The sequence below is a fragment of the Bacteroides sp. K03 genome, from assembly GCF_019734355.1.
GTDB lineage: Bacteria > Bacteroidota > Bacteroidia > Bacteroidales > Bacteroidaceae > Bacteroides > Bacteroides nordii.
This window is the reverse complement of record NZ_JAASHC010000042.1, coordinates 29513-44302: the sequence shown is the minus strand read 5'-3', so window position 1 is coordinate 44302 and position 14790 is coordinate 29513. Positions and strand designations below refer to the sequence as shown.

The window sequence follows — 14790 nt, the reverse complement described above, 5'->3', positions numbered from 1 at the left end:
ATATTAAGAAATTTATTCTTATTAACGTTCATAAAGAACTATGTTTTCCATGGCAAAGATAATGGTAGAGGAACGGGTCGAAACTCTACGAGGAACGCCCCGATTCTCGTAGAGTTTCACTACGTTTCTCTACGACATATATATCGATCGGGTATAAGATGTGACAACACAGAGAATGAACAGCGTATTTTAGACAAACTCGATGTAATGATTTCTTGTAAATAAAATGAAGGAATGCAAAAGTGTACACTTTGGTATAGCAAGAATGTACATTTTAGTATGACAAGAGTGCACATTCTTGTATAACAAAAGTGTACACTCTTAAAAATACTGGTTTTTAGACGATTACGATTATGTTTTAGAAGCGGCAACGTACATCTACTCCCAATTGCATGGGACGTCCTTTTTGCATAAATCCATTGCCCATTGATTCAAAATAAAATGCCTGATATTCTTTGTCCAATGCATTACGTATCCAGAATGCAAGGACGCCGTTCCCTTTTTCCAGGCTGACACGTCCGTTCAGAGTTCCGTAAAATGCCTGGCTGACATTATTTTCTTCTGTCCAGTAGATACGTCCGGCAGCATTGTAATTTGCATTAACCTGTACGCGGTCCAGCCAGTGGCGTGGGGCGATACGGAAGATGTATTGTGCACCTACGCTGAGGGTATGTTTGGGAACAAAGGGGACATAATTACCATTATAAGAAACATCTACTTTTTCCTTCCCTTGCTTCTTTTCGGTCACATAATCTGTAAATGTAGCGTAGGTATATCCGTAACTCACATTCAATCCGAGCGCATTGGTAATAGCAGCGCGTATGGCAGCTTCGGCTCCATAGCTCCGGCTCTTGCCGGCATTAATCGTGATACGTCCGAATCCGTTTTCCGAGAATTTTGCTACTTGCTGATCACGGGTATCCATATAGAAAGCTGCAAGGTCGGCCCATAAACGACTTTCCAATAAAGTAAGGTGTGCACCGGCTTCATAGTTCCATGAGTATTCCGGTTTGTAACTGGTAGCTGCTTTTACATCGACTGCCTCAGGTATCATTCCATCAATCATTTTGTCTATCATTGCCCCATATTGTGGATCGTCTATTTTTTCACTCTCTTTGACTGCATACATCATGTTTCTTTGGAATTCGGTCTGAGCCAGGTCAGAGAACATCTGGATATTATATCCTCCTGAACGATATCCTCGTGAAACTGTAGCATATACACTGTTTCCTTTTTTCCATTCATATTGAAGAGCGAACTTAGGCAATAATTGCAAATAGTCATTGCTTAACTTTCCAATGAATGTGGAAGGGGCTTTCATGTGCTGGTCTGAAAGGTTTAGTAGAGGGCGTTGCATTGAAATACTGAAATCGAAATCGATTGGTTCGCTGATAGAACGGTATTTCATAGATGTTTTTTCATAGTCCAAACGTAACCCAACGGTAGCTGACAACCCTTTTACAAAAAGATCATTGAAAGTAGACTGATGATAGATAGCTCCACTCAAAGAGGGCGTATCAAAACTTCCTCCTATGTTTAGTGTCTCATTATTAATCGTCATTTTCATGCTTGGGGCCATAGGTGAATTAGGGAAGTTTTCGTTGGCTTTATCTTCGATCATTTCTTCCACGCCTTGCCGTTTAAACAGTACAGGACCACTGGTGTGTAACCATTGGTAAAAACCGAAAGCTCCGGTTGCCCATTGCCATCTTCTACCTGGTTTGGATTTGAATACAATCTCTTCGGAAATGGTATTTAATTTCTGTTTCTGTTCCAGATTAAAAATATCTTTTTCTGTAAAATCCTGGTCAAGAAACATCCGGTCCTTAAGATGTTGATAGCCTGTTACTGCACTTAAGATGAAGTTCTGTGCCTGATATTCGATGTTGACACTTGCATTCAGCAGGCTGCGATAGTAGCTACTTTCGTCATTATATGAAATCAGTCCGATTTTATCTTTACGGGTATCTTCTTTTCTTTCTTCTTCGTTAACTTTTCCTGTATAGAAATATGGATATCCGCCTTGATCGCTATATTCATAATTTACGTTAAAGTCGAGTTTCAGGTTTTCTGTCGGTAAATAGATACTACGGATACGTCCGCCTCCGGCGTTACTACGGTCTATTTTTTTATTGTTGAGAGCAGAGTTTTTGAAGAACCCATCTGCATGTTCGTAGAATCCTCCGACTGAGAAAGCAAATTGCTCAGACATACGGTGATAGTGAGTTACTGATGCGTTATAATTGCCATAAGTTCCGGCACTCAGTCTAAGGTCTGTACCCTGATAGCTGAATGGCGATTTAGTGTGTACACGGATAAGTCCTCCCATGGTGTTACGTCCGTATAGTGTTCCCTGAGGTCCACGAAGTACATCGATACGTTCAATATCCGCATAGTTGAAATCGAAGGCTGATTTGTCTATATAAGGAACGTTATCTACATAAAGTCCCACTGAAGGAGTGTTGATGCGTGAACCGATACCACGGATATAAATGGCTGATGTAAGCCTTGAACCATAGTCGGGAATAAACAGGTTGGGAACCAGTGCTGTCAGGCCTTTCAGATTAGTTACCTGGTTGGCTTGCATGTCGTGCTGTGACAGGAGAGTGCTTGCTGTGGGTAATTCGCGAAGTTTGCGGTTTTCTTTGGGTGATGCGATAACGAGCACCTCTTCTACGTCTACTACTTTAATCGTGTCTTTAGGTACTTCTTCGGCCCAAGCGGTACTTGCCGTCAAGAGAGTTAGAGCAATTAGAATACTGTTTCTTTTCATCATAATCTTATTTTGCTTGCAAAGGAACGGGAAACTTATCAGTTACACAATCCTCATTTATTAGGATTATGCAAATTATCTGCGTTTTAATAATTAACATTGCTTGCCGTATCTCCCCGTGCGGGAAGCGCTTTATTCCTTATATAAGTTATCTCAGCAGTATTGGGCGCATACCACACCGGACCTATTCCGTTGATAGATTTTTCTACTTTTTCATTCTCTAAAGCTAAGAGGGTATCTGGTATTTTACCTTCCATAAATCCGGGTAGCCCGATTGGCTCTTTATTTTCAAAATAATAAGTATTATCCAGGAAAGTAATACCCGGCATAACCTCTTCCGGTTGAAAGACTCTCACATTCGGAGTTGAGTTGTAGATGGTATTGTTGGCAAAACGTAGGTTACGGGGTGCTTTATCTCCTTTGCCCGAACCGAATTCCAATACCCGGCAGTTGATAAAATGGTTATAGGCGATATCTACATTTTCTACCCGGTGGTAGGAGGTCAGCGGTTCTTTTTTTATGTCTGTATCAGCAGTAGGTTTTTCAAAGACGCCAATACGTACCAACAGGCCGAAACCATTCAGTTTACTCATATAGTTATCATATACAGTATGTCCCTGGTTGATAATGCGGATTCCTACTGTACCTTTTATATTGTTACCGATAAAGGTGTTGGATTCGAGCACATTGTAATGACCATGCCGGCATACCAGACCTCCTCTTGACTCGTAAAACAGATTTCGGCGAAGTACATTATGACACGATTTTACCGAAATGATTTCACTTTCTCCGTCACAGTGCAGAAATACATTGTTTTCGACAACGGTGCGTGATTCCAGTTGAGAAGACCATGAATGCCCGATGCGAATGATCTCGGCGCCGTTTCCACCATAGGGTTTACGCGTGCCGAACAGATTGTGATCTATCTGGTGGTTATTCAGGTGATTGTCTTTGTCGAGCCATACTTGCAGTACCAATCCGCCAATTCGTTTGTTGGCAAAGTAACAATGGTCTACCCGGTTGTTTTCGCCTCGGAGTCCGAGCCAGTATTCGCTCACGGAGGCGGGTTGCTGTCCGTTCGTTGCAGGCTGTTCGCTCTTGTTGGGGTCGTTACAGTCATCAATCACGCAATTGGTGAAACGGCAGTGTGAAGCATACTTCCCTGTTTCTTTCTGAAAATCAATCATATTGAAAGACAATGCCCATGCTTTCAGAAAACACAAACCTTCTATTTGCAGATATTCGCCATAGACTTTAAAATCCAATGCACCCGATATGATTGTTTTTCCGGGGTGCTCGGCTTTCAGTTTTATTGAATCCTGTACAGTTCCTTTTGCCTGGAAGAGCACTTTCTGCAGATTTTTGAAAACTCCGTCTTTAAGAATGACTTCGTCACCAGGGAGTAGTTTCCCTTCACTTAATATTCTTTTTAAAGATTCACTCTCCCCGGGGGTGAAATAGTACTTTTTTGCCAGAAGAGGGTTACAACTCAGAATTACTAGCAGTAACAATAATTTTCTCATAATAATCAATCTATAATTTTAGGATGCTAAGGTACAAAACTCTCTGGCTGCAAGCTTGCAATATTATATCGCTTTCTGTAAGATATAACTCAATATTTGTTTGTTATACATATGAGGTAAGGAGTTATCGCGGAATTTAGAAAAAATATTCCGAATATACATTGAAATAACAGAATATGCATTGTGGGTATATGCAAATCTGAAATTAGGGGGACTTACTCCGGTATCCGATTTATAAGGATTATACAAATAAAGTTTGTCTATAAAGAAAGATATTCTTATTTTTGTCTTTCGATAAACATTGAATAAAGTAGAGTCTTTATTTAAAGATAAAAAAACAAGATACGGAGTGTTTGCATTGTCATTCTTTCTATAGTGAAACGACCAAATTTAACAGACCGAAAGAATATGCTTTGTGGATGCGCCCTGAAACAGGGTGTGTTCCATCGATATATTCAGTCGGTCATAGGTTACTTGGTCGTACCTAACTATAGTCTGGATAGTGTCGGGAACACACTTTTTTTATTAACCTCTCTTTAAAACACATAGCCTATGGTATAGATCAGATAGAGTGACATATAACAGTTAGAAATAACTCATTAGCATTTCTCTTATAGAAAAAACGACCAAGAATTTTTATATGACCGGGGGGAATGCAATGGGGCGGATCTTGTTTTGCTTTCCTCTTTTTGAAGTTGTAAAGGCCGAAGCGGATGTGACCTGTTGTGTTTCTGAGACAGAAATGCAAAGCGACAGTTAACATTCAGTATTCATTTTATTTACAACAATAAAAGATGAAAATCAAATTGTTTTTTCTTCTTATGATATTACTATACCCGTTTCAGTTGTGGGCACAAACGGCTTCGACAGACTCTCTGAAAATCACTGAACGGGGCTATTCTTTCCGTCCTTCACAATTAATACTACCTGCTTCACTCATCACTGTAGGAGCACTTGGGGTGGCCAATCCCTGGTTGAGATCTCTGAATAGGGAAGTGCGTGATGATATTGCCGGATGGCGCAATGGACGCTATTTTCATGCCGATGATTATATACAATATGTACCCGTTATTGCAAACTTCGGATTAAGTCTGCTGGGAGCAAAGGCTAAGCATAGTTATGTGGATCGTGTATTGATTACTGCCACTTCTTATGCAGCTATGGGGATTATGGTCAATGCGGTGAAATGGGCGGTAGATGAACAACGTCCGGACGGAACAGCTTTTAATTCCTTTCCTTCGGGGCATACAGCCACTGTTTTTATGGGAGCTGAGTTGGTACGGATGGAGTATAAAGATTCCTCTCCGCTTTATGGTATAGGTGCATATACTATTGCCTGTGGAGTAGCCTTCCTGCGACTTTATAATGAACGACATTGGTGCAATGATGTTCTGGCCGGTGCGGGAATTGGTATATTAAGTGCACGGATCGGATACTGGCTCCTGCCTTTTGAAAAGAAATTGTTTGGATTGGATAAGAAAAAGAGCAGAGTTAATCTGGCTGCTTCTCCTTATTACAATCATTTTTCAAAGGAATACGGTGGTATGATCGTTGTACGTTTTTAAATCCGGTCAGCCTCTACATAGCCGTTCATTACGGCATAAATTGTTAGCCCGGAGACGGATTTGATACCCAATTTCTCTGTAATGTTTTTCCGATGGGTGATAACAGTGGTCAGACTGATATTTAGTTTATCGGCTATCTCTTTATTGATGAACCCTTTGGTTATCAATACAAGTACCTCGATCTCCCGTGCAGACAATTCATGCTCAATAACCGGCATTGGTGGTATGGCTTCAGCCGGATGTCCGTCGTGGTGAGCATGTTGGTGAAGTTTCAGAATGTCTTTCACCAACTGCTCTTCCGATTGATAAATGTTCAGTACGCGTACGGCAGATAGTTGGAGAGAGTGGCTTTCTCCTGCCAGAACAATTGTTTTCTTTTTCCGGGGCAGAAAAAAGGCATTGTGCTCCACATATACTTGTGCGCCTATAAAATAGTGCGCATACATGTCGGGTGTGTCATCCGTTAGCTCACCAAAACTATGGAAAGTTCGTATAATTGCCATTGGAATAATCTCTTCCAATATCATTTTCAGACCGAGTGCTGTAAGTGTATTCGCTTCAACGATAGCGATTTCTGGTTTGTGGTTCATAGGTTTAATGAGATAAAATAAGGTTTGGAAAATCTATGGAATCAAAATCAAATTCACTATCTAAGTCTTGGCAGTCACAAACGATTAAATCGAAATGCTGTGCTGATTTCCTCGGTATTAGCAGTTCATAGGTTGACTCACCTTGATAACTTTTATATTCCCAAATAGAAATTTTTCTTTTCTTATCAATGATGTGGATTTGTAATTCATCCAAAGCCTGACTGTTATCCGGATGTTGAATGACATTCCATAATTTTATATCATATAGATTATCAGATTTCTTTTCCACTGATTTAATGATTACAGGAAAAGGACCGTCCAGGTATTTATAGTAAAGGCAAGAATCCGTCAACCAACGGTTTGTAGGAGTATCTATTTGGCATGGAGAATAAACATAGTATTTCCCTTTGTAAGAATGGAGAGCGATCCAATCTTCCGGTAGTTCATATAAATTATGTTTTGTAATAGTTTGTGGATGAGCCTGCTTTAATATCTTCTCGCTTTCTTTCAGTTCTTCCAGTCCGTATTGTCTTAGTTCCGGATAGGCTTTTTCTTGAATTGTAGGGTCGAGTAATTTTTGAAAAACTTCTGATTTTCTGTTGTTTTCGATATATACCTTTCTGTTTTCATTTTTAGATAGAAAGGTGGTATCGGATTGAGCATAACAATTAAATGACAATGATTTAAATAGGAGAATTGCTCCTATAGTAAGAGAATAAATAATGTTCTTCATAACTCTCAATTATTGAATTAATGATTTAAATAGTTTGCAACAGCTTCTGCGCACCGTTCTCCGTCAACTCCCGCAGATACAATTCCTCCCGCATATCCTGCTCCTTCACCACAAGGGAATAAGCCGCGGACTGTTACATGCTGCAGCGTATCTTTGTCACGTACAATACGCACAGGGGAAGAAGTACGTGTTTCTACTCCGATCATCACTGCCTCGTTGGTAAGAAAACCGTGACTCATCCGTCCGAATTGCTGAAAGCCTTGTGACAAACGTTTACTGATAAATTCCGGCATCCAGAAGTGTAAGGGTGAAGATATCAATCCCGGACTATAAGAGGAGTCCGGTAAATCATAGCTCAGTTTCTTCCGCGTAAAGTCCATCATGCGTTGTGCCGGAGCCGTTTGCTTCATTCCTCCCTGTAACCAGGCTTGCCGTTCCAGTTCTTCCTGAAAATGCAACACTTTTAGGAGTTGACAATTGACAGTTGACAATTGACAGTTGGATTGTGTAGCTGACTGTCCATTGTCCATTGTCCACTGTCCATTGTCTAAGTCTTCCGGTTGTACCTCTATCACCATTCCTGAATTGCTCCATCGTGAACCACGGTTGGAAGGAGACATTCCGTTGACTACCACCTGTTCGGGTCCGCTGGCAGCAGGAACGATAAAACCACCGGGACACATACAGAAACTGTATACACCTCGTCCTTCTACCTGTGTTACGAAGCTATATTCGGCAGCAGGCAAGTACTTTCCCCGACCGTTTTTATTGTGATACTGTATCTGGTCTATCAATTCTGCAGGATGCTCCAGACGGACACCAACGGCTATTCCTTTTGCCTCAAGCGTTACGTTGTTGGTTGCCAGCCAGCGATATACATCACGTGCCGAATGTCCTGTAGCCAGTATTACCGGACCGAGAAATGTTTTTCCTGTATTTGTTTCAATACCTTTTACCTCCTCGTTCTCGATGATCAGTGCATCCATTCGTGTCTCAAAATGCACTTCACCTCCACAATTGATAATGGTATTACGCATGTTTTCAATGACTCGTGGCAGTTTGTCTGTACCGATATGCGGATGTGCGTCGGCAAGAATTGCAGTAGAAGCTCCATGCTGGCAGAATACATTTAGTATTTTGTCTACATTTCCCCGTTTTTTACTTCGGGTATAAAGTTTTCCGTCAGAATAGGCTCCTGCACCTCCTTCTCCGAAACTATAATTTGATTCCGGATTTACAGCGTGTTCCCGGCTTATCAGTGCGAGATCTTTTTTACGTTCGCGTACATCTTTTCCACGCTCTACCACAATGGGGCGAAGCCCTGATTCAATAAGTCTCAGAGCTGCAAATAGTCCGCCAGGACCTGCACCCACTATAATAACCTGTGGCTTGCCTTCCACATTATTATATACGGTTCGTTCGTATTCATCATCCGCAGGCATTTCATTAATATAGGCCCGTACCTTCAGATTGATAAAAATAGTACGTTGCCGCGCATCAATACTTCGTTTCAGAATACGTGTAGCAGTAATATTCTTAAAACTTAATCCTTTTTCTTTTGATAAATATTCCTTTAATCGCTGCTCGTTGGCAGCTATTTCGGGGAGTAGACGTAACTGATATTCTTGTATCATAATAATTTAAACGCAAATTAACGCGGATTTTCGCAGATTATAAAACATATCTTTTAATTCCATTTTGAAGGTTTGCATTATAGAAGTTGAAAAGAAGTCCTAAATGCTTATTACTTAATTTTAAGTAGGTCATTATTTGTGCTGTGTGTATGGGCAAGAGCTTTTCGACCGTTTTTAATTCTATAACAATCTTATTCTCGACCAAGATATCGATTCGGTAACCACAGTCAAGTGCTACATCTTTATATATGATGGGCAATCCTTTTTGCTTTTCATAATTAATTTCTATTTTACTGAGTTCGTAACATAAACAAGTTTCATACGCACTTTCTAATAATCCTGGTCCTAATTCTTTATGTACATTGTATGCACATCCAATTATCTTATATGACAAGTCGTTTGTTTCTTTATCTATAAAAACCATCTTTTCTTTGCGTTAATCTGCGTTAATTTGCGTTTTATTATCATCCGAATAGTGTCCTGAATGCTTCTTCCACCTTCCTTACCGGTACCAACTCTATCTTTATTTTCTTTGTATCAATTCCTTGCAGATTATGCTTAGGTAACAGGATGCGTTTAAATCCTAACTTTTCTGCTTCACCGATGCGTTGTTCGATCCGGTTTACCGGGCGTATTTCACCGGATAGTCCGATCTCACCGGCCATGCAAACTTCCGGTTCGATAGATGCATCCATGTTGGAGGAGAGGATAGCGCTGATAACGGCAAGATCAATGGCGGGATCATTCACTTTCAGTCCTCCGGCAATGTTGAGAAATACGTCTTTTTGTGCCAGTTTAAAGCCTACCCGTTTTTCGAGTACAGCCAACAGCATATTCATACGGCGAAGATCGAAACCTGTGGCAGAGCGTTGCGGGTTACCATATACGGCAGAGCTGACCAATGCCTGTGTTTCAATCAAAAATGGGCGTACCCCTTCGATGGCAGAGGCAATAGCTACACCGCTCATACCTTCGTGGTCTTGCGAAAGGAGCAATTCCGACGGGTTACTGACTTGTCGGAGCCCGTCTTGCCGCATTTCATAAATACCCAGTTCTGCTGTACTTCCAAAGCGGTTTTTAATACTTCGCAGGATACGATACATATAATGCTGATCGCCTTCAAACTGAAGTACGGCATCTACGATATGTTCCAGTACCTTTGGTCCGGCAATACTGCCTTCCTTGTTGATATGTCCGATAAGCAGTACCGGCGTATGTGTTTCTTTGGCAAAACGGAGAATGGATGCCGAACATTCACGTACCTGTGCAATGCTACCGGGAGAAGATTCGATATTCTCTGTAGAAATGGTTTGTATAGAGTCTATGATGACTAAATCGGGATTGGTATTTTTGATATGTACATAGATCTGCTCCAGAGAGGTTTCACACACGATGAGGCAATCACTGGAAGCAGTTGTCAGGCGATCGGCACGTAATTTTAATTGCCGGGCGCTCTCTTCGCCGGAGATATAAAGGACACGTCTTTCGGGCATACGCAGTACTGTTTGAAGTACAAGAGTCGATTTCCCGATGCCCGGTTCACCACCTATCAGTACCAGTGAACCCGGGACAAGACCACCGCCTAACACACGGTTTAACTCTTCGTCGTGCATGTCGATACGTGGCTCGTCATCTGCTTCTATTTCATTTAAAGTAATAGGTTTGGCTTTGGCTGTATTTATGCCCGATACGGGGCGGCGGTTTGTAGGTTCTTTCCGGACTATCTCTTCTACATAGGTGTTCCATTCGCCACACGAAGGACATTTTCCTACCCATTTGGGAGAGTCCTGTCCACAATTGCTGCATACATATACGGTTTTCTCTTTGGCCATTCTTTTTGTCCTTTACTTTATAAGATGGACAAAAGTAATAAATTCACCACAGAAAAATGCAGAGTCTCACAGAGTTTTATTTAATATTAGTCATAAATTCACCATCGTTTTCACCACAGAGGGCGCAGAGGACACAGAGTTTTAAGTATTGGAATCATTAGTCCCTAACAACCGTTAAGATTTTAATAACTCTGTGTCCTCTGCGTCCTCTGTAGTGAAAACGGTAGTGGGCTATAATGTAATCTCTCCCGCTAGGGGGCGTGCCATTCGTTCTCTCACTTCCTCAGGGCTGTAGCCGTGTCCCAGCAGGAACATCAGTTTGGTGACAGCGGACTCGGTGGTGCTGTCGTATCCGCTGACAATGCCCGATTCCAACAAATGATAACCGGTTTCATATCGTTCCATTTCCACCGTTCCGGCACTACATTGAGTGACGTTGACTATCACAATTCCTCGTGTGCTTGCTTCACGTAGCAGGCGGAGGAACCATTGCTTACGGGGGGCATTGCCCGAGCCATAGGTTTCTAATACCACGGCTCTTAATCCGTCGATGGTAAGTGTGGCTGCTACTACATTCTCATGTATGCCGGGAAAGAGTTTTAATACGGCAATGTTGGTGTCGAGCAAATAATGTGGTTTCAGTTCCTGCTTTTCCTGAATGGTATGGATAACAGAATAATTGTATTTGATATGTATTCCCACCTCTGCCAGTATCGGATAGTTGAAAGAACGGAAAGCATTGAAGTTTTCAGCATTCATTTTGGTAGTACGATTGCCCCGCATCAGATGATTTTCAAAGAAGATACATACTTCAGGTACAAGTGGATTACCATGTTTGTCCTGAGCAGCAGCTATTTCTATGCTCGTCATCAGGTTTTCCTTACCGTCTGTACGCAATACTCCGATAGGCAGTTGTGAGCCTGTGAGAATGACCGGTTTACTTAATCCTTCGAGCATGAAGCTCAATGCTGAGGCTGTGAAAGCCATTGTGTCCGTACCATGCAGGATAACGAAACCATTATACCGCTCGTATGTATCGTAAATGATTCGTACCAGCTTCCGCCATGCTTCGGGTTCCATGTCCGATGAGTCCATTGGAGGATCAAACTGGTAAGAATCAATGCTACAGTTTGATTTCTGAAGTTCGGGGACGTGCTTCTGCAACTGTTCAAAGTTGAAGTTCTCCAGTGCTCCGGTTTCGGCATTTTCTATCATTCCAATCGTGCCACCGGTGTATATTAACAATACGGAAGTATTTGAAGGGTTCATAAGCGTATTTTATGCAATTGAATACTGCAAAGATAATTATATATCTTATATTTTATAACAAAATGTCAGAAAAGTACAACGCGCTAATTTGTCACTGCTCCACAGGGAAAATCTTTTTATTAGAAAATTATCGCAAAAAGTGATAGATTGAATGTTTTTATTGTTACTTTTGCGACATCTTATCAAATAGTAACGAGAAACAATGACTATGATGAAGTACTATCCGCATACAGTCACATCCATGTGCACCATGACCCTTAGGGGTTGAGGGATAGTATTTGTGTTTCTACGTGAATCACGCTTACAGGAAGTAAGCAAATTCAAATTTAGTATTTTAGTTGTAAATAAACCATTGTTTCCGGAAAAGGAAGCATTGAAAATATAAAGTATCTGCATGAAAGTAATGAAATTCGGCGGAACATCCGTAGGTTCCGTGAACAGCATTTTAAGCGTAAAGAGAATAGTAGAGTCGGCCGGAGAACCGGTTATTGTAGTTGTTTCCGCATTGGGCGGCATTACCGATAAGTTGATTAATACCTCTAAAATGGCCGCTGTAGGTGATTCGGCCTACGAAGGTGAGTTCCGCGAAATTGTTTATCGCCACGTGGAGATGATTAAAGAAGTGGTTCCCGCAGGTGAATATCAGGCTTCGTTGCAACGTCAGGTAGGTGAACTGCTCAATGAGCTGAAAGATATTTTTCAGGGTATTTATCTGATAAAAGACCTTTCTGCAAAAACATCGGATACCATTGTTAGTTATGGCGAACGCCTCTCTTCTATCATTGTAGCGCAGCTGATTGAAGGTGCCCAATGGTTTGACTCGCGCACTTTTATAAAGACAGAAAGAAAACATTCCAAACACACACTTGACACTGAACTGACGCATCAATTGGTGAAAGAGGCTTTCCGGGTGATTCCGCAAGTATCGCTGGTACCGGGATTCATTTCATCGGACAAGGTGACGGGGGATGTTACCAACCTTGGACGGGGTGGTTCGGATTATACAGCGGCCATCATTGCTGCTGCTCTGGATGCTGATAGCCTGGAGATATGGACCGATGTAGATGGATTCATGACAGCCGATCCACGTGTGATTTCTACTGCTTATACTATCAACGAACTGAGTTATGTGGAAGCTACCGAACTTTGTAACTTCGGTGCCAAAGTGGTATATCCGCCTACTATTTACCCGGTTTGTCATAAGAATATACCTATATTAATAAAGAATACATTCAATCCCGAAGGTACGGGCACGGTTATCAAACAAGAGGTTTCCGATCCGCAAACGAAAGCGATTAAAGGTATCTCTTCTATCAATGACACCAGCCTGATTACTGTGCAAGGTCTTGGTATGGTGGGTGTTATTGGTGTTAACTATCGTATCTTTAAGGCTCTGGCAAAGAATGGTATCAGCGTATTTCTTGTGTCTCAGGCTTCTTCTGAGAACAGTACTTCCATCGGTGTGCGTAATGCCGACGCCGATCTGGCTTGTGAAGTGTTGAATGAGGAGTTCGCCAAAGAGATAGAAATGGGTGAGATATCTCCTATTCAGGCAGAGAAAAATCTGGCTACCGTAGCAATTGTGGGTGAGAACATGAAGCACACACCGGGTATTGCCGGTAAATTGTTCGGTACATTGGGACGTAATGGTATTAATGTGATAGCTTGTGCACAGGGAGCTTCGGAAACAAATATTTCATTTGTAGTTGACTCTAAATCATTGCGCAAATCATTGAATGTGATTCATGATTCATTCTTCCTGTCCGAATATCAGGTGCTGAATCTCTTTATCTGTGGTATTGGTACGGTAGGAGGTAGCCTGATAGAACAGATCCGCTGTCAGCAGGAAAAGCTGAAAGTAGAAAACGGGTTGAAACTCCATGTGGTAGGTATTGCCGACGCTACGAAAGCCATGTTCAGCCGTCAGGGTTTTGACCTGGCTAATTACCGGGAAGAGTTGGAAGCGAAAGGTACCGAAAGTACGCTTGAGTCTCTTCGTGATGAGATTATCGGCATGAATATTTTCAATTCTGTATTTGTGGATTGTACTGCCAGTCCGGATGTAGCCTCGCTTTATAAAGATCTGTTGCTGCACAATGTGTCGGTAGTGGCTGCCAATAAGATTGCTGCTTCCTCCAAATACGAGAACTATCGCGAATTGAAGCAGATAGCCCGTCAGCGTGGTGTGAAATATCTGTTTGAGACGAACGTAGGGGCAGGGCTTCCTATCATTAATACAATCAATGACCTGATTCATAGTGGCGACAAGATATTAAAGATTGAAGCTGTGCTGAGCGGTACGTTGAACTATATATTCAATAAGATCAGTGCTGATATCCCATTTAGCCGTACGATAAAGATGGCACAGGAAGAGCGTTATTCCGAACCGGACCCACGTATCGACCTGAGTGGTAAAGATGTGATTCGTAAGCTGGTGATTCTGGCACGTGAAGCCGGATATAAACTGGAGCAGGAAGATGTAGAGAAGAATCTTTTTGTCCCGAATGATTTCTTTGAAGGATCGTTGGATGATTTCTGGAAGCGTGTTCCGAGTCTGGATGCAGACTTTGAAGCCCGTCGTCAGGTATTGGAGAAAGAAAATAAACACTGGCGTTTTGTTGCTACGCTCGAAAACGGGAAGGCTTCTGTGGGCTTACAGGAAGTAGGGGCCAATCATCCGTTCTACGGACTGGAAGGCAGTAACAATATTATCCTGCTCACAACAGAGCGTTATAAAGAGTATCCGATGATGATTCAGGGATATGGTGCCGGTGCAGGTGTGACGGCAGCGGGAGTCTTTGCGGATATTATGAGTATAGCGAACGTTTAATTTAGTGGACAGTTGACAATTGACAATTGACAGTTGCTGCG

The 14790-nt window shown here is 41.9% G+C and carries 10 protein-coding genes; 2 read left to right on the top strand and 8 right to left on the bottom strand.

Features of this window, described 5'->3' with window-relative positions:
- Window positions 1–358 precede the first annotated feature (358 nt).
- Both HCG69_RS19510 and HCG69_RS19505 read right to left on the bottom strand, forming a co-directional pair.
- The gene (locus tag HCG69_RS19510) at window positions 359–2773 is read right to left on the bottom strand and encodes a TonB-dependent receptor (RefSeq protein ID WP_221651398.1); all 2415 of its coding nucleotides are present in this window, start codon (window positions 2771–2773) and stop codon (window positions 359–361) included.
- An 86-nt stretch (window positions 2774–2859) separates the two neighbouring features.
- A complete protein-coding gene (locus HCG69_RS19505; RefSeq protein ID WP_002559166.1) occupies window positions 2860–4296 on the bottom strand; it encodes a polysaccharide lyase 6 family protein in 1437 nt (478 codons plus the stop codon).
- A gap of 821 nt (window positions 4297–5117) precedes the next feature.
- Here HCG69_RS19505 and HCG69_RS19500 point away from each other — a divergent pair.
- Complete coding sequence (locus HCG69_RS19500; RefSeq protein ID WP_223381818.1) at window positions 5118–5861, top strand: phosphatase PAP2 family protein; 744 nt, start codon at window positions 5118–5120, stop codon at window positions 5859–5861.
- Here HCG69_RS19500 and HCG69_RS19495 read toward each other — a convergent pair.
- The 6 genes from HCG69_RS19495 to HCG69_RS19470 all read right to left on the bottom strand — a co-directional run bounded on the left by HCG69_RS19495 (window position 5858) and on the right by HCG69_RS19470 (window position 11919).
- Window positions 5858–6451, bottom strand: coding sequence for a response regulator transcription factor (locus HCG69_RS19495; protein ID WP_007483870.1), 594 nt, complete (start codon window positions 6449–6451; stop codon window positions 5858–5860). The two genes, HCG69_RS19500 and HCG69_RS19495, sit on opposite strands and share 4 nt — an antisense overlap.
- Before the next feature lie 4 nt (window positions 6452–6455).
- Window positions 6456–7184, bottom strand: coding sequence for a hypothetical protein (locus tag HCG69_RS19490; protein WP_221651397.1), 729 nt, complete (start codon window positions 7182–7184; stop codon window positions 6456–6458).
- A 17-nt stretch (window positions 7185–7201) separates the two neighbouring features.
- Window positions 7202–8818, bottom strand: a complete 1617-nt coding sequence (locus HCG69_RS19485; RefSeq protein WP_221651396.1) for an NAD(P)/FAD-dependent oxidoreductase — start codon at window positions 8816–8818, stop codon at window positions 7202–7204.
- 37 nt (window positions 8819–8855) lie between these two features.
- Window positions 8856–9242, bottom strand: coding sequence for a GxxExxY protein (locus tag HCG69_RS19480; RefSeq protein WP_221651395.1), 387 nt, complete (start codon window positions 9240–9242; stop codon window positions 8856–8858).
- A 40-nt stretch (window positions 9243–9282) separates the two neighbouring features.
- Window positions 9283–10650: a DNA repair protein RadA gene (radA, locus tag HCG69_RS19475; protein ID WP_002559172.1), complete on the bottom strand. Its 1368-nt coding sequence runs from the start codon at window positions 10648–10650 to the stop codon at window positions 9283–9285.
- Between the two features lie 231 nt (window positions 10651–10881).
- Window positions 10882–11919 carry an asparaginase gene (locus tag HCG69_RS19470; protein ID WP_007483874.1) on the bottom strand — a complete coding sequence of 346 codons (1038 nt, stop codon included), beginning with the start codon at window positions 11917–11919 and terminating at the stop codon, window positions 10882–10884.
- A gap of 394 nt (window positions 11920–12313) precedes the next feature.
- Between HCG69_RS19470 and thrA the strand changes: the two genes are divergently transcribed.
- Window positions 12314–14749 carry a bifunctional aspartate kinase/homoserine dehydrogenase I gene (thrA, locus tag HCG69_RS19465; RefSeq protein ID WP_002559174.1) on the top strand — a complete coding sequence of 812 codons (2436 nt, stop codon included), beginning with the start codon at window positions 12314–12316 and terminating at the stop codon, window positions 14747–14749.
- Window positions 14750–14790: the final 41 nt, after the last annotated feature.

Bases quoted from the DNA above. Each gene is read 5' to 3' on its own strand.
- HCG69_RS19505 (WP_002559166.1), bottom strand. From the start codon at position 4,296: ATGAGAAAATTATTGTTACTGCTAGTAATTCTGAGTTGTAACCCTCTT.
- HCG69_RS19485 (WP_221651396.1), bottom strand. From the start codon at position 8,818: ATGATACAAGAATATCAGTTACGTCTACTCCCCGAAATAGCTGCCAAC.
- HCG69_RS19500 (WP_223381818.1), top strand. From the start codon at position 5,118: ATGATATTACTATACCCGTTTCAGTTGTGGGCACAAACGGCTTCGACA.
- HCG69_RS19495 (WP_007483870.1), bottom strand. From the start codon at position 6,451: ATGAACCACAAACCAGAAATCGCTATCGTTGAAGCGAATACACTTACA.
- HCG69_RS19480 (WP_221651395.1), bottom strand. From the start codon at position 9,242: ATGGTTTTTATAGATAAAGAAACAAACGACTTGTCATATAAGATAATT.
- HCG69_RS19490 (WP_221651397.1), bottom strand. From the start codon at position 7,184: ATGAAGAACATTATTTATTCTCTTACTATAGGAGCAATTCTCCTATTT.
- HCG69_RS19510 (WP_221651398.1), bottom strand. From the start codon at position 2,773: ATGAAAAGAAACAGTATTCTAATTGCTCTAACTCTCTTGACGGCAAGT.
- HCG69_RS19470 (WP_007483874.1), bottom strand. From the start codon at position 11,919: ATGAACCCTTCAAATACTTCCGTATTGTTAATATACACCGGTGGCACG.
- radA (WP_002559172.1), bottom strand. From the start codon at position 10,650: ATGGCCAAAGAGAAAACCGTATATGTATGCAGCAATTGTGGACAGGAC.
- thrA (WP_002559174.1), top strand. From the start codon at position 12,314: ATGAAAGTAATGAAATTCGGCGGAACATCCGTAGGTTCCGTGAACAGC.